11 protein-coding genes, 2 rRNA genes and 1 pseudogene are annotated in these 23,898 nt (G+C 39.3%); 11 read left to right on the forward strand and 3 right to left on the reverse strand.

Annotation, left to right across the window (positions count from 1 at the left end):
• Positions 1-380: 380 nt before the first annotated feature.
• The 7 genes and pseudogenes from A3Q33_RS14730 to A3Q33_RS14755 form a co-directional block, all read left to right on the forward strand.
• Positions 381-3,281, forward strand: a 23S ribosomal RNA gene (locus tag A3Q33_RS14730).
• A 264-nt stretch (positions 3,282-3,545) separates the two neighbouring features.
• Positions 3,546-3,660 (forward strand): 5S ribosomal RNA (gene rrf, locus A3Q33_RS14735).
• Positions 3,661-3,873: 213 nt separating this feature from the next.
• Positions 3,874-5,112, forward strand: a complete 1,239-nt coding sequence (locus A3Q33_RS14740) for an IS4 family transposase (RefSeq protein ID WP_231295619.1) — start codon at positions 3,874-3,876, stop codon at positions 5,110-5,112.
• A gap of 157 nt (positions 5,113-5,269) precedes the next feature.
• The gene (locus tag A3Q33_RS14745) at positions 5,270-5,758 is read left to right on the forward strand and encodes a helix-turn-helix domain-containing protein (protein WP_155866779.1); all 489 of its coding nucleotides are present in this window, start codon (positions 5,270-5,272) and stop codon (positions 5,756-5,758) included.
• Positions 5,742-5,903, forward strand: a complete 162-nt coding sequence (locus A3Q33_RS20630) for a hypothetical protein (RefSeq protein ID WP_155866780.1) — start codon at positions 5,742-5,744, stop codon at positions 5,901-5,903. Before A3Q33_RS14745 ends, A3Q33_RS20630 begins: the two co-directional genes overlap by 17 nt.
• Before the next feature lie 102 nt (positions 5,904-6,005).
• A protein-coding gene (locus A3Q33_RS14750) for an IS630 family transposase (protein WP_196798102.1) occupies positions 6,006-6,972 on the forward strand; the annotation gives its coding sequence in 2 pieces (ribosomal slippage) (positions 6,006-6,406 and positions 6,405-6,972; 969 coding nt in all).
• Positions 6,973-6,989: 17 nt separating this feature from the next.
• Positions 6,990-7,415, forward strand: a pseudogene (locus A3Q33_RS14755) (IS630 family transposase); the annotation flags it as partial.
• A gap of 478 nt (positions 7,416-7,893) precedes the next feature.
• Here the strand turns inward: A3Q33_RS14755 and A3Q33_RS14760 are convergent.
• Positions 7,894-10,296 (reverse strand): S8 family serine peptidase, encoded by a 2,403-nt coding sequence (locus A3Q33_RS14760; protein ID WP_081180598.1) that lies wholly within the window; start codon positions 10,294-10,296, stop codon positions 7,894-7,896.
• 358 nt (positions 10,297-10,654) lie between these two features.
• Between A3Q33_RS14760 and A3Q33_RS14765 the strand changes: the two genes are divergently transcribed.
• The 3 genes from A3Q33_RS14765 (at position 10,655) to A3Q33_RS14775 (ending at position 17,978) form a co-directional block, all read left to right on the forward strand.
• Complete coding sequence (locus A3Q33_RS14765; RefSeq protein WP_081180599.1) at positions 10,655-12,487, forward strand: S8 family serine peptidase; 1,833 nt, start codon at positions 10,655-10,657, stop codon at positions 12,485-12,487.
• Between the two features lie 266 nt (positions 12,488-12,753).
• Positions 12,754-14,445, forward strand: coding sequence for a S8 family peptidase (locus tag A3Q33_RS14770; RefSeq protein ID WP_081180600.1), 1,692 nt, complete (start codon positions 12,754-12,756; stop codon positions 14,443-14,445).
• 362 nt (positions 14,446-14,807) lie between these two features.
• Positions 14,808-17,978 carry a ligand-binding sensor domain-containing protein gene (locus A3Q33_RS14775; RefSeq protein ID WP_081180601.1) on the forward strand — a complete coding sequence of 1,057 codons (3,171 nt, stop codon included), beginning with the start codon at positions 14,808-14,810 and terminating at the stop codon, positions 17,976-17,978.
• Here the strand turns inward: A3Q33_RS14775 and A3Q33_RS14780 are convergent.
• Together A3Q33_RS14780 and A3Q33_RS14785 are read right to left on the reverse strand one after the other, a co-directional pair.
• Entirely contained in the window at positions 17,970-20,981 is a 3,012-nt protein-coding gene (locus A3Q33_RS14780) for an ATP-binding protein (RefSeq protein ID WP_081180602.1), read from the reverse strand. The genes A3Q33_RS14775 and A3Q33_RS14780 overlap by 9 nt on opposite strands.
• Positions 20,982-21,177: 196 nt before the next feature.
• On the reverse strand, positions 21,178-21,684 hold the full coding sequence (locus A3Q33_RS14785) for a YgjP-like metallopeptidase domain-containing protein (protein ID WP_081180603.1): 507 nt from the start codon (positions 21,682-21,684) through the stop codon (positions 21,178-21,180).
• A gap of 231 nt (positions 21,685-21,915) precedes the next feature.
• On the opposite strand from A3Q33_RS14785, the gene A3Q33_RS14790 reads away from it, so the two are divergent.
• A complete protein-coding gene (locus tag A3Q33_RS14790; protein ID WP_081180604.1) occupies positions 21,916-23,838 on the forward strand; it encodes an alpha/beta hydrolase family protein in 1,923 nt (640 codons plus the stop codon).
• The last annotated feature ends 60 nt before the right edge of the window (positions 23,839-23,898 follow it).

A 23,898-nucleotide genomic window follows, 5' to 3' on the forward strand; every position in this document is an offset into this window, starting at 1 on the left:
TATATGGCAAACACGGTGTCGCGCTGTTGTTTGCAAATTATAAATACCAAGCTGTTGTTAACGGGAATATCGCCTGTTAATAATGGTGATTACGGTTCCTCCTCGGAAACGTAATCAACCCGGTAGTAAATCGTAAGATTTATTACCACTCTTATTCAAGACACACTTTGTGTGCGTGAAAATGTCAGACTTTACAATTGCTGTGGATTAGTCTCCACGGTGTACCAAATGGTTACTTTTTTGTTCTTACAATAAAATAATCAATGGTCGAAGGATTTTGCTTGTTAGGCAAGGCGCTTTAATACGACGTGTAGTTTACTACATGAGGATTAATGCAACGCTGCATAACAGGGAAAAGACAAGAACATTTGGGGTTGTATGGTTAAGTGACTAAGCGTATGTGGTGGATGCCTTGGCAGTTAGAGGCGATGAAGGACGTGTTAATCTGCGAAAAGCTTTGGTGAGGTGATAAAAACCGTTATAGCCAAAGATATCCGAATGGGGAAACCCACCCGTCGTAAGGCGGGTATCATTAAGTGAATACATAGCTTAATGAGGCGAACCGGGAGAACTGAAACATCTAAGTACCCCGAGGAAAAGAAATCAACCGAGATTTCCTTAGTAGCGGCGAGCGAACGGGAATTAGCCCTTAAGTGGTTTGTAAGTTAGTGGAATCTACTGGAAAGTAGAGCGATACAGGGTGATAGCCCCGTACACGAAAATAAACTTATCATGAAATCGAGTAGGTCGGCACACGTGAAACGTTGACTGAACATGGGGGGACCATCCTCCAAGGCTAAATACTCCTAACTGACCGATAGTGAACCAGTACCGTGAGGGAAAGGCGAAAAGAACCCCTGTGAGGGGAGTGAAATAGAACCTGAAACCGCATACGTACAAGCAGTGAGAGCTAGATTTAGTCTAGTGATTGCGTACCTTTTGTATAATGGGTCAGCGACTTATATTCTGTAGCAAGGTTAACCGAATAGGGGAGCCGTAGCGAAAGCGAGTGTTAACTGCGCGTTTAGTTGCAGGGTATAGACCCGAAACCCGGCGATCTACCCATGGGCAGGTTGAAGGTTGAGTAACATCAACTGGAGGACCGAACACACGTATGTTGAAAAATGCGGTGATGACTTGTGGGTCGGAGTGAAAGGCTAATCAAGCCGGGAGATAGCTGGTTCTCCCCGAAATCTATTTAGGTAGAGCCTCGCACGAACACCATTGGGGGTAGAGCACTGTTAAGGCTAGGGGGTCATCCCGACTTACCAACCCTTTGCAAACTCCGAATACCAATGAGTGATATGCGGGAGACACACTACGGGTGCTAACGTCCGTTGTGAAGAGGGAAACAACCCAGACCGCCAGCTAAGGTCCCAAAGTACTAGTTAAGTGGGAAACGATGTGGAAAGGCATAGACAGCTAGGAGGTTGGCTTAGAAGCAGCCATCCTTTAAAGAAAGCGTAATAGCTCACTAGTCGAGTCGGTCTGCGCGGAAGATGTAACGGGGCTAAACTAGTCACCGAAGCTGCGGATTTGAACTTAGGTTCAAGTGGTAGGGGAGCGTTCTGTAAGCCGTTGAAGGTGTGTTGTAAAGCATGCTGGAGGTATCAGAAGTGCGAATGCTGACATGAGTAACGATAAGGGGAGTGAAAAACTCCCCCGCCGAAAGACCAAGGTTTCCTGTCCCATGTTAATCAGGGCAGGGTAAGTCGGCCCCTAAGGCGAGGCGGAAACGCGTAGTCGATGGGAAACAGATTAATATTTCTGTACTTCTATATATTGCGAAGGAGGGACGGAGTAGGCTAGGTGAGCACGGCGTTGGTAGTCCGTGTGAAAGTACGTAGGCGGTTATCTTAGGTAAATCCGGGATTTCACTGTTAAAAGTAACGCTGAGATACGAGACGAGTCTCCACGGAGATGAAGTCATTGATGCCATGCTTCCAGGAAAAGCTTCTAAGCTTCAGATATATAGGAACCGTACCCCAAACCGACACAGGTGGTTAGGTAGAGAATACTAAGGCGCTTGAGAGAACTCGGGTGAAGGAACTAGGCAAAATAGTACCGTAACTTCGGGAGAAGGTACGCTCTCTAATGTGAAGCCCTTGCGGCGTAAGCATCGGAGAGTCGAAGTAACCAGGTGGCTGGAACTGTTTATTAAAAACACAGCACTGTGCAAAATCGAAAGATGACGTATACGGTGTGACGCCTGCCCGGTGCCGGAAGGTTAATTGATTGGGTTATCTTCGGAGAAGCTCATGATCGAAGCCCCGGTAAACGGCGGCCGTAACTATAACGGTCCTAAGGTAGCGAAATTCCTTGTCGGGTAAGTTCCGACCTGCACGAATGGCGTAATCATGGCCACACTGTCTCCACCCGAGACTCAGTGAAATTGAAATTGCGGTTAAGATGCCGTATACCCGCGGCTAGACGGAAAGACCCCGTGAACCTTTACTATAGCTTGACAGTGAACATTGCTCCTACATGTGTAGGATAGGTGGGAGGCGTTGAAACTTTGTCGCTAGATGAAGTGGAGCCAACCTTGAAATACCACCCTTGTATGCGTGATGTTCTAACCTAGGGCCCTTATCGGGCTTGGGGACACTGTCTGGTGGGTAGTTTGACTGGGGCGGTCTCCTCCTAAAGAGTAACGGAGGAGCACGAAGGTTGGCTAAGTACGGTCGGACATCGTACGGTTAGTGCAATGGCATAAGCCAGCTTAACTGCGAGACAGACACGTCGAGCAGGTACGAAAGTAGGTCATAGTGATCCGGTGGTTCTGTATGGAAGGGCCATCGCTCAACGGATAAAAGGTACTCCGGGGATAACAGGCTGATACCGCCCAAGAGTTCATATCGACGGCGGTGTTTGGCACCTCGATGTCGGCTCATCACATCCTGGGGCTGAAGTCGGTCCCAAGGGTATGGCTGTTCGCCATTTAAAGTGGTACGCGAGCTGGGTTTAGAACGTCGTGAGACAGTTCGGTCCCTATCTGCCGTGGGCGTTTGAGAATTGAAGAGGGCTGCTCCTAGTACGAGAGGACCGGAGTGGACGAACCGCTGGTGTTCGGGTTGTTATGCCAATAGCATTGCCCGGTAGCTACGTTCGGAACTGATAACCGCTGAAAGCATCTAAGCGGGAAGCAGGCTTTGAGATGAGTTCTCACTGGAGCTTTAAGCTCCCTAAAGGGTCGTTGGAGACTACAACGTTGATAGGTTGGGTGTGGAAGTGCTGCGAGGCATTGAGCTAACCAATACTAATTACCCGTGAGGCTTAACCATACAACACCCAAGTGGTTTTAAGTTGTATGAAGTTTGACAAAAGTGTAGGAATACACACATCACGCATGACAATTGTGTGAATAAGAGATTAAGAACAAACGGTATTTACAGCTTTCTAAGATTATTAATTGTTAATCACTTGCGCAGGTAAGTGACGAATTGACAAAGCCGCAAATGAGCGTGACACGGAGTTGAGTTTACTCAATGAGTATCTAAGCGATTGTAGCAATGCCGTCAATTTGGTAATTAACAAGCAAGTTTTTGTCTAGCGACAATAGCGACATGGCCCCACCTGATCCCATTCCGAACTCAGAAGTGAAACGTGTTAGCGCCGATGGTAGTGTGGGAGTTCCCATGTGAGAGTAGGACATTGCTAGGCTTCTATTTAGAAGAGCCCGATTCGAAAGAGTCGGGCTTTTTGCTTTCTGGAATTTGATAAATACATATAGCGACAAGACAAGCGTTCGGCCCAGAGGAAGACCTTGTACGTTTAGTCCAAAATAAAGTAGGGTCAGATACTGACCTATCCCCACAAATAAACGATAAGAATCAATAAAATAATTTAAAAAGCAGGGAACATTCATGACGTTTAGTGATCAGATCTATCGCCAAACAAATACAACCAGGAAACGCCATGAATGTCCGCTCTATTTTGAAGAAAACAATTACGCTTGTCACCCCTAAAATGCACGCCCGTCGCAGAACTTCATTAATAAGTTCAGTTGATAGCTTATTAAATGGTGCCTCAGCCACGGTGACTAACCTTGGTAGAGGAATAAATTCTAAAGCAAAAGAAAAGCACCGGATAAAACGCGCTGATAGATTGTTATCTAACACCAATTTACAAAATGAGTCCTTTTCTATTTACCAAGAACTCGCCAAATACACGGTTGGCAAAGCCAAGCGGCCGATTATCTTAGTCGATTGGTCCGATTTAGATGAGTATAAAGGCCATTTCTTACTGCGCGCTACTTTAGCGTCACATGGAAGAGGTATATGTGTTTATGAAGAAGTGCACGACATTAGCACTAAAGAAAAACCCCAAACGCACATTAAATTTTTGAGCCATTTAGCAAAGGTTATCGATAAAGACTGCTGCCCTATTATTGTCAGTGATGCAGGATTTAAAACACCTTGGTTTCGATCGGTATCAGCTAGGGGCTGGGATTATGTAGGAAGAGCACGTTTGCCGAACTTCTATAGTTTAGATGATTCAAATTGGCAGAGCATTACCCATTTTTACAAACGGGCAACCACCTGTCCGACGTCTTATTCTGGGACCATTGCCAGAAGCAATCCTTTGAAATGTCGATTAGTACTTTATAAGCAGAAAAAGAAAGGAAGAAAAGATATGAATCAACTAGGTGCACCGAGGAAATCAAAAACCTCAAAGACTTATAGAAAGTCAGGAAACGACCCATGGCTATTGGCTACATCGTTGCCACAGGGGAAACAATTAGCAAAACGAGTCATGAAAATTTATCGTTTACGTATGCAAATTGAAGAAGGATTTCGAGATATGAAAAGTCATCAATTCGGGCAAGGATTTGAGTACAATAAAACAACTAAAACGAGTAGATTATCCATACTCATTCTATTATCAAGCATTGCGCACTGGTTATTAATGGCGATAGGATTAGCGACAAAAAATGAGAATAAACATAGGCAATACCAAGCTAACAGCTTGAAGAGTGACACAATACTATCGCTGCATTTTATTGGACTGCGCGTTGTTGCGGACAGGTATGCAAAGTTAACGATAAAGACGTTTTTAAAAGCGGTCAGGCAGCTCCACTTATTTGGTGGAGCTTATATCATTGAGAGACTCTGATATTTTGTGGGGATCGCTCAGGGTCAGATACACATTAATTTTTAGCTACCTGATATCCTCTAAAACGAGCAACATGGTCAAGCTCTGTGCTCAACTTATACCAATCTGCACAAAGATGTGATCTAATGCTATTTATTTTTGAAGCAGATACCACGTTTTGGAACAACTCACCTCAGTAGATTTACTCAAGTTATCACGAAAGGAACAAAATGGGCGAAAGCGTATGCGTTTGCTTGCTGTCTCATACTTTTTAGATGGTCTGAGCAGAACCGATATATCAACGACATTAAAAGTCGCTCGTTCAAGTGTTAATCGTTGGGTCACTGCATATTTGTCAAAAGGCTTGTCGGGCCTTGATAGTGTTAGCCCGAAAGGAAGACCGTCCATGCTTTCTCCAAAGCAACTCAGCCAACTTGCTCAATACGTTGAAAATCAGAGTTGCTCAGCTGAGGGAGGTCGACTTATGGGGCAAGACTTTTGTACCTTTATCAAAAAAGAATTCGACATAGATTATCATCGAGATCATGTATATAAAATACTGAAGAAACTAGGATACTCCTGGATAACAAGCCGCTCCAAGCATCCTAAGCAATCACAAAGCGTCCAGGACGTTTTTAAAAAGCTTCCAGATGGAAACGATCCTTAACATCCCCTTTAATATTAGCTTAGATAAAGTTGATGTTTGGTTTCAAGATGAAGCACGATTCGGCCAGCAAAATACAACAACAAGGTTATGGGCGAAAACGGGTAGTAGACCTAGAGCAGTAATACCAATCTGCACAAAGATGTGATCTAATGCTATTTATTTTTGAAGCAGATACCACGTTTTGGAACAACTCACCTCAGTAGATTTACTCAAGTTATCACGAAAGGAACAAAATGGGCGAAAGCGTATGCGTTTGCTTGCTGTCTCATACTTTTTAGATGGTCTGAGCAGAACCGATATATCAACGACATTAAAAGTCGCTCGTTCAAGTGTTAATCGTTGGGTCACTGCATATTTGTCAAAAGGCTTGTCGGGCCTTGATAGTGTTAGCCCGAAAGGAAGACCGTCCATGCTTTCTCCAAAGCAACTCAGCCAACTTGCTCAATACGTTGAAAATCAGAGTTGCTCAGCTGAGGGAGGTCGACTTATGGGGCAAGACTTTTGTACCTTTATCAAAAAAGAATTCGACATAGATTATCATCGAGATCATGTATATAAAATACTGAAGAAACTAGGATACTCCTGGATAACAAGCCGCTCCAAGCATCCTAAGCAATCACAAAGCGTCCAGGACGTTTTTAAAAAGCTTCCAGATGGAAACGATCCTTAACATCCCCTTTAATATTAGCTTAGATAAAGTTGATGTTTGGTTTCAAGATGAAGCACGATTCGGCCAGCAAAATACAACAACAAGGTTATGGGCGAAAACGGGTAGTAGACCTAGAGCAGTAAGACAACAACAGTTCGAATATGCATACATGTTCGGGGCTGTTTGTCCTTCGACAGGCGCTACAGAGGCATTGATCTCACCTGTAATGAATAAAGACGTTATGAAAAAGCATTTAGAACAAATATCACAGGCGACACCCGAAGGTAGATATGCTGTTGTAGTAATGGATGGCGCTGGTTGGCATACGGAAGACACATTTGAAGATTTAAAAAATCTAACCATGATCAAGTTACCCCCTTATTCCCCAGAGTTAAACCCAATTGAGCAAGTGTGGCAATGGCTAAGACAAAACTGCTTGGCCAATAGATGTTTTAATGGCTATGAAAATATAGTTGATGAATGCAGCAATGCTTGGAATATCTTCAGAAGTGACATAAAAAGAGTAATGTCGTTATGCAATCGTGACTGGATTAATCTGATTTAATGCTTATGCAGATTGGTATAAGACAACAACAGTTCGAATATGCATACATGTTCGGGGCTGTTTGTCCTTCGACAGGCGCTACAGAGGCATTGATCTCACCTGTAATGAATAAAGACGTTATGAAAAAGCATTTAGAACAAATATCACAGGCGACACCCGAAGGTAGATATGCTGTTGTAGTAATGGATGGCGCTGGTTGGCATACGGAAGACACATTTGAAGATTTAAAAAATCTAACCATGATCAAGTTACCCCCTTATTCCCCAGAGTTAAACCCAATTGAGCAAGTGTGGCAATGGCTAAGACAAAACTGCTTGGCCAATAGATGTTTTAATGGCTATGAAAATATAGTTGATGAATGCAGCAATGCTTGGAATATCTTCAGAAGTGACATAAAAAGAGTAATGTCGTTATGCAATCGTGACTGGATTAATCTGATTTAATGCTTATGCAGATTGGTATAAGACATAATAAAGCTATAATTTTTGAGCTGTCTTAGCCACAAGATATCAGTGACTGCTAGATTTTTACTGACAGCTTTGAGTTTAAAACTATTTACTTTAATAATTAGTTGTTCAGGACAATATGCTACTGCATGGTCTAAAGGGTGGTATCCATAAAGTGATAATGATTAAATAACGCAAGTGTAGGCTGCTTTAATCATAGGTAATGATCAAATAATTAATGAGATTATTATAAGTTATCATTTAATCATTAATTTTCTATTCTACGATTATCTATGCTGTGATTAGCACAGTTAGTTAATATTAATGGATAAACTATTGTAGTTGATTAGGTATTAGGAATTACGTATTACTCTTTTATTTGACAGGTTCAATATCAAAATGACAATAAAAAAAGGGAAAGTACATGCGTACTTTCCCTAATTAATGCACTAGTTGGGTTCTAGTTATAAATCATTTATGGGTTGTACGTTACATCTAAGCTAACACCACTTGCGGCAGAATATCCGTAAATACCAATGTGCCATGTATCTGCAATAGGGGTAGTAAATGTACATGCTTCTGTATTACCACTTTTATATGGACGACAGTCATAAGTTGATGACGTTGGTTTTGCACCACGACGGATATATAAATCAGCATCGCCTGAGCCACCACTCATATTAAAATCAAGTGTCGACATACCTGCAGGAACGTTGATTGTATAATAAGTCCACGCGCCTCTAGCTACAGTAACATCAGTGACAGAAGCACTGCCACCGGTAGCACCGCCGCCAGTTGTTGGTTCAGTGAAGCTACCGGTTAAATTAACACCGGTAAATGCTGAATAACCAATGACCTTAACATGGTATGTTCCTGCTTGTGCTGATGCGATAGGACAAGACTCTGCATTTCCACCTTTGTAAGGGCGACAATCATAGCTAGATGTTGTTGGAGCTGAACCAAATTTAACGTAAAGGTCGGCATCACCTGTGCCACCGGCCATATTAAAGTTTAAATCTGTTGCACCCGCTGGAACGTCCATAGTAAAGCTCAACTCTTGCGATGCAGAGCCTGCCAAGTTTGTTTTAGCTACACCGTTTGCAAGTTCGTTGTCTCCGCCTGTTGGAGGTGGTGTAGTACCACCACAGCTTGCTGCTAAAGCGTCGGAAGCCGCTTTAGCTTGAACTAATCCGAAACCAGTTTTATCATCACGACCCGCAACATTTAAGTCAACTGCTGTCGATTTCAAAGCATTACGAACTTCAGTTGCGCTACAGCTAGGGTTATTACTCCAAACTATAGCAGCGACACCAGTAACATGTGGTGTTGCCATAGATGTACCGTTGTAATATGCGTAGTTTTGATTGCCAACTACATTTAAATTAGCCGATGTGCCTAACTGGCCCATAAGTTGTAAACCTAATGTACGGTTTATTGAAACTGTTGGGATAGTTACATCAGTATTAGCATCTACTAAAAATGGATTCTGTAAACCAGGTCGAGCGCTATTACTATAAACAATTACACCAGACGCACCTGCATCGGCACAAGCTTTGGCTGGGTTAATTTCTGGGTAGTTACTACCTTTTTGGTTGTCATTACGTTCTGCTAAACAAATATTACCTGAGACGTTTGAACAGCTGTAGCTGCTACCTGTAAGAGTACAGGCTGACAAAACCCCATTAGCAGAACTGTTTACATTGCTTACGGTGAAGCTACCAGCACTTTGAATGTAATGTGTTTGAGGTACAACTTCATCATTACCATAAGTTGTAGAACCTAATGTGATATAACCTAAGCGGCCATCACCAGCAACGGTAGATAAAATAGCTTCACCTGGGGCTGAAATTTCAACTTGGGGTGTGTATTGAGAAAACTCAGCATGTTGGCGACCTTGATCAAGTGCACCTACGGCCATTACTGAGTCATAAGAAGCAGGGTAAGATAAAGTAGCATCGCCATCATTACCTGATGCAGCAATTAATAGCACACCAGCATCTGCTGCTGCTTGTAATGAATTCTGTTCAGCGGTGCTTGAGCCTGCTCCACCTAAACTCATATTAATCACTTTAGCGCCGTTATTCACACAGGTGTCAACAGCATCAACTAAATCGCCAACATAACCCCAACCGGCTTCGTTGAATACTTTAACAATGTGCAAGTTCACATTAGTGTTCGGCATAATTCCGACAACACCTTCTGAGTTATTAACCGCCGCGATAGTGCCTGCAACATGTGTACCGTGAGAGCCACCATTTTGATACCAGTTACCTGTACCTGAGTTATTAGTACCTGTTGCATTGTTAGCATTTAAATCAGGGTTTACACGCTCATAACCTGAATCAATAATACAAACCGTCATGTTTGCTGCATCATTATCAGTAAGCTGATCTGATTGTGTATCCGCAATACCCCAAGGTTGGTTTTGTGCCATTAAGTAACGCTTGAAATCTGGTTCTGCAAATTCTACATCTGCATGGTTATTAAGCTCCATAACCATAGCTTTAACATCATCAATTTTCTTTTGCTGACCTAGTGAAATAACATGACGACCATTTTTCAATTTCTTTAAATGTTTTAAGCTTTGACCTGCTTTTTTAGCTAAACCTTTTGGTAGGGTTTTCTCTGAAACTAAGCCGTTTAAAGCCTGTGCTTCAAAACCGTTTTTATATTTAACGATAATACGGTCAGTAAATTTGTGGTTTTTAACTTTTTGACTATTTTGCCATTGGTCAAATTTGGCATTTACCGCGGTCATAGTATTGTTTGTATTTACAGGTGTTACCTGTAATTCAGCGGCTTGAGATGTCTGTGCGGTACTTGCTGCTAATATAGAAAGTGTTAGTGCACTTAAACCTAAAATTTTGTTGTTTATCATTTTGGGGTAACTCCAATTTTACGCTGAATGAAGCAAAGTAATGCTACATCGGACGTATTGTTTTTATCGTTGGATGATTTGTCATCGTCATCAAGCTTCGCGTTTTTAAGGGAAATTGAATAGTAAATAAAAGACTATTTTTAACAAAATAACGACAAGTCATTAATTTTATTTATATATTAAGTTGTTGTTTTATAGTGTTTTTACTGCTTTTTGTCGTTTTTTTGTGAAAAAACGTCGTATTTTTGCTAGGGAGGTTTTGAGTAGCTGTTAGTATCGAAGAACGTTCAAGGCAAAGCGCCCTGACATTAAACAATAATAATAAAAGTTCATTACAACAGAGATACCTGGAGCATCTATGAAAATTTCTAAATTTACAAACTCTATCATTGCTATTGCAGTTACTGCAGCATTCTCAGCCCAAGCAGCTGATGACAGATACATCATCAAAGTGGACGAAAGTAAAAAAGGAATTGTTAAAGCATTAGCTAAAAAGTTAAATGCTGATTTAAAGATAGATGGTAACGGATTCTTCGCCGCATCTTTTAAAGGTAAAACTTTAGCAGAAGTAAAAGGCTTAATGAACAACCCACATATTCAAATGATTGAAGAAGATCAGCGTCGTAGTGCAAGCTCAATATATAACGATGACGTTGGCAATGCGATGACACAGCAGCTAACACCTTATGCAGTATATCAATCCCAAGCAAACCAAGTCGTTTTTAATAGTGCTGCTGGTATGAAAGTTTGTGTTATTGACTCTGGTCTAGACCGCTCAAATACTGATTTTGTTTGGAACAATATTACCGGTGATAATGACTCTGGCACAGGTAACTGGGATGAACATGGTGGTCCTCATGGAACACATGTAGCAGGTACTATTGGTGCCGCCGATAACAATATTGGTGTTGTGGGTATGGCTCCAGGCGTTGACATGCATATTATCAAAGTATTTAACGCGGCTGGTTGGGGTTATTCTTCTGATTTAGCATTCGCTGCTGATAAATGTAGTGCGGCAGGTGCAAATATTATAAGTATGAGTTTAGGTGGTGGTGGTGCGAACAGTACTGAAGAGAATGCTTTTAAAGCCTTTACTGATGCTGGTGGCCTAGTTGTAGCAGCAGCAGGTAATGATGGTAATAATGTACGATCTTACCCTGCAGGTTATTCGTCAGTAATGATGATTGGTGCTAATGATGCCGATAATAACATTGCAGATTTTTCTCAGTTCCCTAGCTGTACAGTTTCGACTGGGCGTGGCAAAAAAGTAACAACAACTACCGATGAAACCATTTGTGTTGAAGTTACTGCAGGTGGCGTAGATACGCTTTCAACTTATCCAGCAGGTTTAGCTACAAGTGCTTCTATGAATGCAGATGGCACAGCATATGCGTCATCATCAATGGAAAATACCGGTAATGCGAGTGGTAATACTTATTACATGGGGACCGCTGAAGCTACTGATAGTGGTGCGAACGGTAATGTTTGTGTTATTGACCGCGGGGTTATTTCATTCCACGATAAAGTTCAAAACTGTGAAAACTCGGGTGGTATTGGCGCTATTTTGATCAATAACGAAGCGGGTATGCTTTTCGGTACATTGGGCGATACTAATGCAACAACAATTCCAGCTGTTGGTGCAACTTTTGAAGACCGTAGTGCATTATTAGCGGCTACAACAGCTAACATATCAATTGGTGCTACTGATTACGGCTTTATGAGCGGTACATCTATGGCAACTCCTGCTGTTTCGGGTATTGCTGCACTAGTATGGTCAAATCATAATGCGTGTACAGGTACTGAAATTCGTGAAGCTTTAAAAGCTACAGCTGAAGATAATGGTGCTGCAGGCCACGATGCTTATTTCGGCCATGGTATTGTTCAAGCGGCAAGTGCTGATGCGTATTTAACCGCGAATGGCTGTTCTGGCGGCGTAACACCACCACCTGCCGGCGGCGACATTAGTTTAATGGCTAACGGCTATTTCGCTAAAGGTAAGAACAAGGTCGATTTATCATGGTCGGGCGCGTCAACCAATAGTGTAGATATTTTCCGTAATGGCGCTTTAATAACAACGACTGCTAACGATGGTGCTTTTACAGATAGTTTTAAAACCTCGGGCACATTTACCTACAAGGTATGTGACCAAGGTACGACTAACTGTTCTTCGGAAGCCACCGTATCGTTTTAATTAGTTTAAATAAGTAATTAAAATATCCGGCTTTTTATGAAGCTGGATATTTTTGTTTACTCAGTTTAGTAAACAAAATGTAATTATACAGTTAAAAGATGTTAAATGGTGTGGTAATGTTTGCTGGTCGCTTAAATATATAGCGATTTTATAAAGTGATATTGACATGACTTTTGTCGTTGTTAGTTGATGTAAACATATGAAATTATTCACCCTAATGTTTTTAAATAAAGTTTAAAAAGATGTAACGGGCAAAGGGGATTAAAATGTCGTTCACTTCGAACCAAAATAAGATAAAGCTTTTTTCAATCATGGCAGGCTTATTTACTTTAGCTATGCTAATAGGATTTAAATCAACAGCGAAAACTGATGATGCCGTTCAGTCATATATCATTAGTGCCAAGAATTTCACGTTACTTAAAAACAATTTAAAAGCATTAGGTGTTCTGCCATCACATGAATTAAAAATAATTGATTCGGTAGCCGTAGATTTAACCAATGCACAACTTAGCGAGTTGCAAAAAAAGCAACAAATTACCGTGTCTACCAACCATAAAGTTGAATTAAGTGGTCAGGCTTATGGTCAGCGCAGATGGCAACCTAAGTCAGTTGTTACTGAGCAAGTTGATGCGACTTACGTGCATCAAACAGGTAATTTTGGTGAAGGCGTTACCATTGGCTTTTTAGATACAGGCCTTGATCAATTAAAGGGTTTAGCAACCGACTTACAAGGTCGTGATAAAGCTTGGGGCACATATGATGCTATTAATGATACGGTAAGTAATTACGGTGTTGAAGCAAGTGGGCATGGTACACACGTTGCGAGTATTGCGGTAAATAGTGACTATGATAGCAATGGTCAAATATACGGTGTTGCACCTAATGCTGCACATGTAGGTATCAAAGCTTTTGATGACGAAGGCAAGGCTACATATGCAGACGTTATTCGCGGCATAGGTTGGGCACTAGAAGTTAAAGATCAAATAAACTTACGTGTGCTTAATATGTCATTTAGCGGTCCCGTTCGTTCAAATTACTGGGAAGACCCGTTAAATAAAGCGGTAATGAAAGCTTGGCAAGCCGGTATTGTCGTTGTAGCTTCTGCAGGTAATAAAGGCCCTGATCCTATGTCTATCGGTGTACCAGGTAATGTCCCTTATATTATTACCGTTGGTGCGATGACTGACGATTATACGTCATTCAATTATTCAGATGATAAAGTAGCGAGCTTTAGTGGCGCTGGACCGACTGCCGAAGGTTTTGTTAAACCTGATATTCTTGCACCCGGTGGACATATATCGGGTCTAATGTCATTTGATTCGCAAATCGTTATTGACCATCCTGAATTTCATGATGGTGGTCGTTATTTTGAAATGTCAGGAACCTCACAAGCTGCTGCTGTAGTTTCAGGCGTAGTCGCTTTATTATTAACTGATAATCCTGCATTAACACCTGATCAAGTTAAATGTAAATTGTTAGCGAGTGCCTATAGCGCTAATAACGCAGATGGTAGTAAGCGATATAGTGTATTTCAGCAAGGTGCTGGTTTAATTAGTGCTTATTACGCTATTGCCAGTACTGAAGTCAATTGCGCAAATAATACTTTAGATATTGCTAAAGACTTAAATGATGAAGAACATTATTCAGGACCAGCCAATATTAACGATGATGGCAACTTTTATGTTGAAGGCTTAGGCGAAGAGTATGTCTGGGACACAAACGATTCTAATTTTGTCGGCGATGGTATGCTTTGGAGAACTGCTCTAGCACCTCATAGTGCTTGGCAAGATACCGCAACAACAGATGGTATGTTATGGAGAACCAACTTTGAAACAGATGGTATGTTATGGAGAACAGGTTTTGGTACTGATGGGATGCTTTGGAGAACCAGTTTTGAAACAGATGGTATGTTATGGAGAACGACAATAGGCATTAATAACTGGGTCGATCCACAGTAATAATACACGAACTAAAGAAGTCACTTATAAGAAGTGGCTTTTTTAGTTCTACAGATAAGTTAATTATTTAGGTTGATTAGCTTTAAAAATAAATGTCGAGAAATTTCTAACTAAATAAAATGAGTAGCTAACTGGATATTGACAAAATAGTCAGCTTTGACGCTCTACTGTAATTGGTATCTATTTCCTTATAGAATGCAATATTAACATGATATTTTGCCACCAAAACTATTCTTTATAAAATTGAAATTGAGTTTTCTGCGTCTTAACGCATTTTACATAATGTGTTTATAAATATTAAGATAAATCCCATAAAGTAATTCCGAAGTTCAACCACCCTAATTACAGGTTAAAGCTAACTAATGAGTAAGAAATTTTATTTCTGTTTTACATTATTATTTTGCAACATGCTTTTTGCTCAAGATAGCAAATTATTTAAGAGCTTTGCGATTGATAATCCAATGTCATATAAGTATGTCATGACAATTATTCAAGATAAAAATGGCTTTATGTGGTTTGGTGGTCAAGAAGGGCTTCATAGGTTCGATGGTCATCAATTATTGAGTTTCTATCATGATACATCAGTTGATAATTCATTAAGCTCAAATGTTATTAGCAGTATCATTGTCGATACGAAACAGCGTCTTTGGATTGGTACCCGTGGGGGAGGACTTAACCTTTACGAAACAGAGTCTAAAAGTTTTAGACACTTAACGACAAAGACAAAAAATGCTCAAATTAGTAATGATGGTATCAATACTTTGTTTGAAGATAGCGAAGGAAAAATTTGGATTGGAACAGAAAATGGGTTAAATATTTTATCAATCAAAGGCGAAAGCTGGGATGTAGTACAAAGACAACAAAAACTGGATGAGAAACTGAGCTTGTCTCACAATACTGTTTATTCGATTATTGAAACTAATGACCATGAGATTTGGATAGGTACAAATGGTGGGGGTATTTCAGTATTTGACTTAGCGGGAAATTTTAAACGTATAATAAAGTATGCACCAAAAAAATCTGATAGTTATGTTAATAAATATGTCAATGCACTGTTCAAGGATAAACAAGGAAACATTTGGGTTGGCACTGTAGATAATGGGTTACTAAAATATACTGCAAATGAAAATAGCGTTGTTCATTTTAAGTATGACGATAACGATGATAATTCGCTAAGTAGTAATACAATACATAATGTATATCAAGATTTTGAAAATAATATTTGGATAGCAACTGATAACGGTTTATCTATTTACAATATTAAAACTGATATGTTTGAAAGGTTTACTTATTCAGCAAGTAATCTTTACAGCGTAAGTAGTAATTACATTATGAGCTTTTTTGAAGATCAAAATGGTCTGATGTGGATTGGTACAAATAATGGTTTGAATCGTTGGGATCCAACCATGACAACATTCAACCAATATACTGCCAGAAAACACCCTGCAATCGATCGGCCAAATATTACAAGCTTCTCGCAACCATCTTCAGAAAGTATTTATTTCAGTGCGTATAATGGACGAATTTATCAGTTATTAGTTAGAACTGATGAAGTTGTAGAGCTTGAGTTGAACCATTTTTTTGAAAATTTACGTGTTATGACTCTATTTTACGATGAGCATTATCTATGGGTGGGTACTCGGGCGTCCGGTCTATATCGTGTTGATTTAAATACAAAGTCAATCACGTCTTATACTCATGATGAGCTAAGTGATTCATCAATATCAGCTAACAGTATTACTGATATAATTCAGGATGTTAATGGGGAATTGTGGGTATCTACTTTTTATCAAGGCCTAAATAAGCTCAATGCTGATGGTAGTTTTACTCGGTATGTAAGTGATAAAAACCACACTGAAAATGGGCCAAGTAATAATTCAATATTACACCTATTGGATGATGAACAAGGCATTATATGGATTGCAACTTATGGTGGTGGTCTGAGTCGTTTCGATCCTAAAACAGAAAAATTTCATCACATTTTAAGTGATAAAGCTAATCCCAATAGTCTTTCAAGTGACTACTCTTGGTACCTTTTATTAGATAACGAAAAAAACCTTTGGGTTAGCACCCAAGCTGCAGGACTTAACGTCTTATCTTACGAGGATAGGATTGCAGAGAATTACAATTTTAAGCGTATCGGCACTAATGATGGTATGAAGAGCCAGACTGTTTATGGCATGATACAAGATAGTTTTAACGATATATGGTTAAGCTCCAATCAAGGGATAACACGCTATTCTGTAGACTCTAATGTCTTTAAACACTTCGATTTAAGTCATGGCTTGGTAGATTTGGATTATAATCACGGCGCAATTTTTAAAAGCTTAGAAAATGTAATTTACTTTGGTGCCGGAAAAGGGGTTTCAAGTATTCAGCCACATAATAACCAGAACAAAATATCGCCACCTCAAGTACGATTAACTAATGTTTTTAAATTAAACGAACCTATGGTTTTTTCGTCAGCATTAACTGATCTTAAAAGTTTAGAGTTAGACTATAACGATCAATTGATTTCATTTGAATATGTAGGACTTAATTATGCATATCCAGAATCAACTAAATATAAGTATCGCCTTCTTGGTTTTGATCAAGAGTGGCTTGACGCAGGGAAGTCACGCCGAACTACATATACCAATTTACCCGCAGGAAAGTTCCAACTACAAATAATAGCAGGCAATAGTGATAATGTATGGAGCGAACCTGGCCTATCATTAGATATTATTGTAAAACCAGCACCATGGAATACTTGGTGGGCGTATATTTTATATACGTCAGCTGTCGCTTTAGTCTTATTGTATTATTCTCGATTTTTAAACCGGAAGTTGGTTATTGAACAGCAACAAAAACTCTACCTAGAACAGCAAGTACATGAGAAAACAGAGAAGTTTACCTCAAAAAATTTAGAGTTAGCACAGGCGAACAAACAGTTAGAAAAAGCGGCTATAGTCGATAAAATTACTGGCGTTAAAAGCCGGCGCTATTTAGATATATATATCGAACAAACCAGTCAATTAATGCATCAAATGCATCAAAACTTGTTACCCGTACAAAGAGATATGTTACCGCGCCTATATATTTTGATGGTGCAATTGAGAAGCGCAGAAGATGTGAGTAATAGCCAGTTGATCAACCTAACTGATTTACTGCACTATAGCCGAAATAGCGATGATCTCGTTATCCGTTGGTCACACGATACCTTTGCGGTTATTGGCTATGAAAAAGGTAACAACGCTAATGAATTAGCAGCGCGTTTGTCGGGCAGGTTGACCCGTGTGGTTGATAAAGCTACTTCGATAAATATGGCTTATTCCTTCTTTCCATTTAGTCGGGAAAATCCTTTAGATCTAACTTGGGATCAAATTAGTGTCTTACTAGAACAGGCACTGAAATATACCGATGAAAATAAGCAGCTTTCATGGTTAGGCTTGTGTGGGCCAAAATCAAATACGTTTGATTATTTACAGTTGATGCAGCAAGGCAGCCTTACTAATTTAAAAGAGCAGGTTATTACTAAATCAGGTCTAGCTTGATGGCCGCTGCTCTTTTTGCTGCTGTTGTTGATACTGTTTCGGTGTACAGCTAAACATTTCTTTAAAACATCGACCAAAATAAGTCTGCGATGAGAAGCCAACATCAAGTGCTATTCGGCCAATTTGAGAGCCATTTTGCAATAGCACTTTTGCTTTTTTTAAGCGAAACTCTTTAATGAAGTTATTGGGGGTTATACCAATTAAGGCTTTAATTTTTCGTTGTAACTGCCGCTCGCTCATGGCCATTCTTGCAGCCAATTGAACAATGTCTAAGTCGGTATCTGTGTATACTTCAGCGGTAATGGTTTCTAGTTTATCTAAAAATTTGTTATCAAGTGTGACATCGTCACCGCTATCATGAGCCAATTCTGCAACATGGTCGAAGCTATTATCCTTTCGGTTTTGTTGCCGGTTTTTATTAAAGTTATTTAAGAAACTCTTTTGTAATTTTTCTCGGTTACTGATTAAGTTATCAATACGGGTTAATAACTCCTGATGATTAAAAGGTTTGCTTAAGTACTCGTCAGCCTGCAAGTTTAAACCGTGTAAGCGGCTATCTAAGTCAGAACGTGCCGTTAATAATATTACCGGAATATGTGAGGTCAGCTCATGACTTTTAAGCTGTGTTAATACCGCAAAACCGTCGATGCCTGTTAACATAATATCGCAGACGATTACGTCGGGAATGTACTCTTGGGCAAGTGTTAAACCGAGTTCACCGCTGCCAGCTAATAAACTATGATGCTGTTGCTCTATTACCTGCTTAATATGGCTTTGCATATCTACGTTATCTTCAATAACTAAAACTACTTTTTGGCTATGCTTTCTAATGTCTTTATTTAGATCATGCGGTTCAATTAATAACGATGATACCTCGGTTTGAGAAATACTGGTTGGTGTTAATTTTTCTTCAGATATAGCTGGCGCACAAGGAATAATGAGTGAAAATTTACTGCCTTTATTGTATTCGCTAAAAACATTGATACTCCAATGATGGGCTTTTACCAATTCATTAACTAAAGACAAGCCAATGCCAACACCGAAAACACCTTGGTTTTTTTCATCATCGGCACGTTGAAAACGCTCAAAAATTTTACTTTGTGAAGCCGTATCTATACCTATGCCGGTATCAATAATATCAAGGGTAAAGTTATCACTGTCGCTATGGGCAATAACTTGAATACTGCCACCTGCTGGTGTGTATTTAATCGCATTAGCAATTAAATTAAATATAATTTTTTCAAATGCTTGGGCATCGCAATCTAGCCATATATGGTCAGGAATATCACAAGTTAAGGTCAGATTATTCTGTGTAGCTAAGCGCGCAAAAGAATCTGCCGGCATCGACATAAGCGTATGCAGACGGTAGGTTGCCATTGTTAATTGCGGATTGTCAGATAAGCGAGATAACTCCAGTAACTGCTCAACCATACGTACCAGTCGTAAACCATTGCGCTTTGCCGTTTTGAGTTCTTTACCTTCATCTTCTGATTGAGCTTTTACTAAGTAGCGATCTAAAATGCCATTGATAATCGTTAATGGTGTTCTAAATTCGTGTGAAATATTGGCAATAAATTTATCTTTTAAATCTAAGGCTTGTTGCTCGGCAAGCTTACGCGCAGTGAGATTAATAAAAGTGATCACCACTAGAGGGTGTTCTTCTCTTTCTGCCCATTGTAATTCAGCTTGCACAGGGAATTGTGTCCCGTCTTTACGTGTTGCTGTGCACTCTATCGAAATACCGGCATCTTTGCGTTGAAGAGTATAAACATTACTTTTGAAGTCGAAAAAGTAATGCATTTGATCATCTGACGAAAAGAAATCTTTAACACTTGTCGCAATAATCTCACGTTCAAGACATTGAAAAAGTTGTACAGCGGCTGGGTTTGCGGAAAGTACTTTACCCTCAGTGCTGGTGGTTAATATCGCGTTGCTAGAAGCATTAACTATGGCTTTGTCCTCGCTATTAAGCATAGCGTTAGTTAATAATTGATTAAGCTTTACTAGTTCTTGCTGTGCCGTGTTTTGGTGTTTAATTTGTTGTTGGTTTTTATGCCCTAAGCGATTTTTACGATAAATAATAGTGGTTAATAATATCAGGGCTATACCTAGCCAAGTAGCAATTAATATCGACTGTAAATATGAATTTATATTGTAATGCAGGTCTAATTCAATGCCGACTAAATGAATGATTATCGAAGAAGATATCAATAATATTAGATAGAGTTCGGAGATAGAAGAAGGCATTAGTTCAGTAGGGGGCTCTGAAGACTTTACAGCGTTATTCGCGGCAATTATAAGAGCACAATATGGTATAAATACTAACAATGTCAGCAAATAAACAGGTAATGATATAAAGAGCCAATTATTTAAATATTCAATACTGTTTTGTAATAATAATGCACCTGCCGCAATGCTTAGAACGCTGTATATTCGACACCAAAACTGACTTTGGCATTGATAACTATTTGTCGCTAATCGAATAAAAATAAGCGCAGCTATAAGCAAATGAAATAATTGTGATGAGGCAATTTTATCTTCACTATTATTTGCAAACTCTATGGGGAGCAAAACGAAGTAACTAAAGCATATTAACGTGAAGAATATAGCCGCAACTCGATTACTAATATTTCTGTTTGCTTTAGTCTCGTTACTTTGTGGATTAGTCTCTATCGCTAAAAGAATAAAGAAATAACTGCAAAGTGTGAAAAAATCTCGAATCAAAAGGTCATTGCTGATGATAGAGAAGCTAAAGAGTATGTTTGATATTAATGCAGACAATAGGGCCAGAGTAATAAATTGCCAAAAAAGTTTTAATGCCCGGTTTTTAATACGTAAGTAGCTATTAATAACAAAGCCAACACTCAGCATTTGTAGCAGTAATAATGGACCTTGTTCAAGCCAAGTATTACTTATCGGAAACATATCATTTATTAAAAAGTATGGCAGTAAGGTCAGTAAAACACTTAGCGTGAGTAATAACTTTCTATTTTTTTTCTGCAAATCTATAACCTAATGGTGAATGACAACACACAACTTTTATTTGAGTGTTTGGCATTTATTTAGCTATTGGCAGTATACATTATGTTAATGCTTTGTGAATCATCATTGGGGTATTTAGCCATACAAGCCTAAGGTTGTTTTTAAACGGTAAATACTGCAAACGAAGAAAGTATAAATTTAAGTATGAGTTTAGCGATCAATAAATATTGCCATTACTTTCAAGTTCGGTGAGGTAAATACGGGTCATTAACTCTAATTGATGATAATTCGGTAACATATGTTGGCAAAGCTGATAAAAGGCTTTGTCATGATTTTTTTCTTTCAAATGGGCGAGTTCATGCACCACGATCATATTTAATAGTGCTTCGGGTGCTTTCTTAAACATGCTACCAATTCGTATCTCATTTTTACTTTTAAGTTTATTGCCTTGTACGCGTGAGACATAAGTGTGCAAGCCTAGCGCGTTATTAATAATATGAATTTTATCATCGTATTTTACTTGGCTAAGTGGCGCAGATTTCCTTAGATATTGTTGCTTTATCAAGAGGGAATATTCACGTAATGCTTTATCGGTGCTTATTTCATGTGGTTCAGGAAACTGCGCTAATAAATAAGCCTTTAAGCTATCTTCCTTAATAAGCTTGGATACTTGCTGTTGAATATCAACAGAATAATGAGATAAATATTTTAATGGTGTGGCCATTTGACTAATTATAATTCTGTATTAAGGAGTTACTATGAGTGGATAGTTTACGCTATTTTAATTTCAACATTTAGTATTTTCTATCCTAAGTTTAAAAGATCAATTTAGATAATGAGTTTTTAAGGAATGAAGACTTTAATTGTACGATAATTATTCTATACTTGTTTTCGATTAAAAGTATTTGATAACTAAAAAATAAAATTGAATGAAATTAATATTAAGGGAATAAATATGAAAAAGTTACCAAAAATAGCTAAGCTTTTAGCTCTATTTACGGGGCTGATATTACTACTTGCCTGTTCAAAACAAGCGCCAGTTCTACAAATTGATGCGCCAGAAGAAGTAACATCACCGTTCCAAACTTATAGTGCTGAAGAGTTTTTCAAAACGCGATCCGTATTTGGCTCTTCTATTAATGCTGATGCTAGCGCAGTTTTAGTGAGTGACGATGAAACTGGCATTTATAATGCCTATAAAGTGCCATTAGATGGCTCAGAAGTAACACAATTAACAAACTCAACCAAAGAGTCTATTTATGTCGTTGGTTGGTTTCCTGAAGATGACCGTTTTTTATACAGCGCAGACAAGGGCGGTAATGAGCTAAATCACTTATTTGTACAAGCATTAGATGGTACAGAAAAAGACTTAACGCCTGGTGAAGGTTTAAAAGCATTTTTCGTTAGTTGGCATGAAAATAACAAACAGTTTTACGTCGCCACGAACGAAAGAGATGCCAAGTTTTTTGATCTCTATGTATATCAAGCCGGTGACTATGCCAGAAAACTTATATATCAAAATAACTCTGGCTATTCGCCGGAAGCCGTTAGCCCTAATGGTCAATATATCGCGCTAAGTAAAAGTAACTCTAATGCCGATTCTAATTTATACCTGGTTGATTTAGCCGAAAAACAGCCGTTAACAGAGCTGATCAGCGAACATGAGGGAGATGTGGAGCATAGCGCTTACACTTTTACTCGCGATAATAGTGCGCTTATTTATTCTACCAATGAATTCGGTGAATTTAATCAAGCTTGGTCCTACAATTTGGTCAGTAAAGAAAAGTCAGAAAACTTTGCCGTAAATTGGGATGTAAGTTTTACTTATTTTTCTAAAGATGGCCGCTATCAAGTACATGGTGTAAATGCTGACGCGCAAACAAAAATAGAAATTATCGATCTACAAACCGAGCAAAACCTCGCTTTGCCTGATATGCCCAGTGGCGACCTGCGTGGCGTGAACTTTTCTAATGATGGCAAGCAAATGGTGTTTTATATTAACTCAGACACATCTCCGTCAAACCTATATGTTCATCAGTTAGGCAGTAACGCGATAAAGCGTTTAACCAATACTGGAAATCCCAACATTTTAGAGGAAAATTTGGTGGTGGGTGAAGTGGTACGTTTTAAAAGTTTTGATGGCTTAGAAATACCCGGTATTTTATATAAACCCAAACAAGCCTCCACACAGAAAGTGCCCGCTTTAGTTTGGATACACGGTGGCCCAGGAGGGCAAAGCCGTAAAGGTTATTCGGCTCTTATTCAGCACTTAGTGAATAATGGTTATGCTATTTTTAGAATTAATAACCGAGGTTCAAATGGCTATGGCAAAACGTTTAATCATTTAGACGATAAAAAGCATGGCGATCATGACTTAAAAGATGTGGTTTATAATAAGTATTATCTACAAACCTTAGACTGGGTTGATGCCGACAGAATTGGTGTTATCGGCGGCAGTTACGGCGGATATTTAACCATGGCAGCGATGACGTTCACTAATGAGTTTGAAGTAGGGATCAATATTTTTGGTGTCACAAACTGGGTCAGAACACTAGAAAGCATTCCGCCATATTGGGAAGCATTTCGCCAGTCACTTTATGATGAATTGGGCGACCCTAGTACAGATAAAGAACGTTTGCATAATATTTCGCCGGTATTTTTTGGTCAAAATGTTAAAAAACCCGTGTTAGTCGTACAAGGTAAAAATGACCCACGAGTGTTGAAAATTGAAAGTGATGAAATGGTGGAGTCTATTCGAAGCGGTGGCACTTATGTCGATTATTTAGTGTTTGACGATGAAGGGCATGGTTTCAGTAAAAAGGTGAATCGTATTAGTGCCTCGAATAAGTATTTAAGTTTTTTACAGGATCATTTATAAGCAGCTTGGTTGAGTATAATATTTAACCTAAAAAAATAGCGAACATCGTGTTCGCTATTT

Origin of the sequence: Colwellia sp. PAMC 21821 (assembly GCF_002077175.1) — a bacterium.
Lineage (GTDB): Bacteria > Pseudomonadota > Gammaproteobacteria > Enterobacterales > Alteromonadaceae > Cognaticolwellia.